Consider the following 2,227-nt stretch of genomic DNA (forward strand, 5'->3'; position numbering starts at 1 on the left):
CTACGTTGTTGCCCCCACCGGGCCGGTCACCTCGCCAAGGCCATCCACGTCCTCCAGAACCGCGAGCTCAACGCATGTTGAAAAAGCTTCACTGAATCGGATCCCAAGGCGGACCTTAAGCATTATCTGCAGGCTGGGCGTGACGCCTTGGTGTGGAAGATCGAGGGGCTCTCGGAGTACGACATCCGTCGTCCGGTGACGCCGACCGGCACCAACCTGTTGGGGCTGGTCAAGCATGTGGCCAGCATGGAGTTGGTCTACTTCGGCGATACTTTCGGTCGGCCGTCCGGTGAGGCTATGCCCTGGTTCGCCGAGGGCGCCGAAATCAACGCGGACATGTGGGCGACGGCTGATGAGTCCCGTGATCAGATCATCGGGCTATATCGCCGGGCGTGGATGCACTCCGACGCCACGATCGACGCATTGGCGCTGGACGCGATCGGTCAAGTGCCGCACTGGCCGGCTGGACGGAGTGAGGTGACGCTGCACCGGATCCTGGTGCACGTGATCGCTGAGACCGATCGGCATGCCGGGCACGCCGACATTGTCCGTGAGCTGATCGACGGGGCAGTGGGTTTGCGAGTCGACAGGGGCAACATGGCGCCTGGTGATACGGCTTGGTGGAAAAACTATCGAGATCGGCTCGAGCGCGTGGCACGAGAAGCCGGTCAGGACTGAGCGCGCCCTGATCACGGATTGCCTCCCGGCAGGCTGTCACGCAGCGCGGTGAGAGAGATGAAGGCGCTGTCGCTGCCCAGCTGGTCGGGGGTCGGCCCGGCGGAGGTGGGGGTGTCGGCGAGGCGTTCTGCAAGGGCGGCGACGGCGTCCCGATCGCCTTCGAGGGCTTCGCGCTCATCCTCGGTGAGATCGACCTGTTCGAGCATCTGGTTGATGCCGTCCTTGACGGCGAGGAGCTGCCCGGCATGGGAGTGTTTCGGAAGATAGAAAGTGCAGCGGGCGCAGGCGAGCCGGTGAGGGTATTTGGCGAAGAAGTCGTAGGCGCAGTGCCCGTCGCCCAGGTCGTAGTACTTCCGCGGCTGCCCGTCGGCGGCGCCGCCGGACAAGATGGTGTCGCAGTCGATGAGGACTTCGATCGTGCAGACGTTGCGAGCGAAGTAGTCGGCCTTCCTGTAGGCGCCGGCGAGGGTGCGCTGCAGGATCGCGGCACAGCGGCGGGTGCTGGAGGGATGCTTGTGCCCGAGCCATTGCTGCAGGTCGGCGAGGGAAAGCGGTTCACGGGCGTTCAGCAGCCGGTGGCGATAGTGGCGCGGGCGCAGTGGTCTGGTGAGCGCTCCGCATAAATCGCTCTCAGGAATCCCGGCTTTGCGGCAGAGAGCGGAAGCACACGATCGTTGGGGTAGCTGGAGCCGATGACCTGGCCGCGGCGGCAGAACAGGTGCTGGCGGCGCTGACCGGTCTTGCGGTCGGCGATGTCGGGCTGGGGCGGGCGGACGAGTTTCCGGGCTTCGATGACCTGGCCGACAACCGGGTCAACGGGCTTGGTGAACGGTCCGGAGGTCTTGTGGCCGGGATGCGCAGAAGGCAGATCGGGTAGGTCTCGCCAGTCTGGTCGTCGGTGCCCTCGTCCCAGATGACGCAGTCGAGTTGCAGTCGGCGGATTTCGTCGATCCGGCAGCCTGTGAACAGCCAGACGCCGTCGGCGGCCTCCTGCGCGCCGCCCTGACCGAAGTACTCACCGACAAGGTCGGCATCTCGTGGGTGATCGCCACCGGCCACGAGCTGGGGCGCCTGTTCGGCGACGCCTTCGACGACACACTCGCCGAGAGCCTCGCCCCGCGCCTCCACGCGGTCGAAACCCTCGAAGAGGCCGCCGAACGCCTGGAGTTCGAGGCCGACGTCATCCGCGCCCTCGACGTCAACGACCGTCCGTCCTTCACCGTCTCCACGGTGCTGTGGTTCGCGGCCCCGGGCCCGGACGCCGACGTCGTCCACGACACCCTCCAGAGCTGGCCCGGCACCGGCCTCGTCCCGCTCCTCGCCAGCCCCTGGCCCTACGGCCCGACCTACCTCATCGACGCCGACGGCCCCCGACCACTCCCGCGCCGCTCGATCAACCTGCTCACCGCACAGCAAGCAACGACTGAAATTCACGCCGCCTTGGCGGCCTGAAACAGTGAAGCTTTTTCAACATGCGTTGAGCTCGCGGTTCTGGAGGACGTGGATGGCCTTGGCGAGGTGACCGGCCCGGTGGGGGCAACAACGTAGC

Annotated in this window: 4 protein-coding genes; 3 read left to right on the plus strand and 1 reads right to left on the minus strand. The window is 66.2% G+C overall.

Annotated elements, in window-relative coordinates; genetic code table 11:
* Positions 1 to 126: 126 nt before the first annotated feature.
* Complete coding sequence (locus tag H505_RS46060; protein WP_051301463.1) at positions 127 to 678, plus strand: DinB family protein; 552 nt, start codon at positions 127 to 129, stop codon at positions 676 to 678.
* Positions 679 to 689: 11 nt separating this feature from the next.
* Here the strand turns inward: H505_RS46060 and H505_RS48315 are convergent, their stop codons facing one another.
* Positions 690 to 1,064, minus strand: coding sequence for a hypothetical protein (locus H505_RS48315; protein WP_026405399.1), 375 nt, complete (start codon positions 1,062 to 1,064; stop codon positions 690 to 692).
* Positions 1,065 to 1,396: 332 nt separating this feature from the next.
* Here H505_RS48315 and H505_RS50385 point away from each other — a divergent pair, with 332 nt between their 5' ends.
* Positions 1,397 to 1,555 (plus strand): hypothetical protein, encoded by a 159-nt coding sequence (locus tag H505_RS50385; protein ID WP_157433237.1) that lies wholly within the window; start codon positions 1,397 to 1,399, stop codon positions 1,553 to 1,555.
* Positions 1,556 to 1,605: 50 nt separating this feature from the next.
* Positions 1,606 to 2,130 carry a hypothetical protein gene (locus H505_RS48320; protein WP_026405400.1) on the plus strand — a complete coding sequence of 175 codons (525 nt, stop codon included), beginning with the start codon at positions 1,606 to 1,608 and terminating at the stop codon, positions 2,128 to 2,130.
* Positions 2,131 to 2,227 lie beyond the last annotated feature (97 nt).

Source organism: Actinomadura rifamycini DSM 43936 (assembly GCF_000425065.1).
Lineage (GTDB): Bacteria > Actinomycetota > Actinomycetes > Streptosporangiales > Streptosporangiaceae > Spirillospora > Spirillospora rifamycini.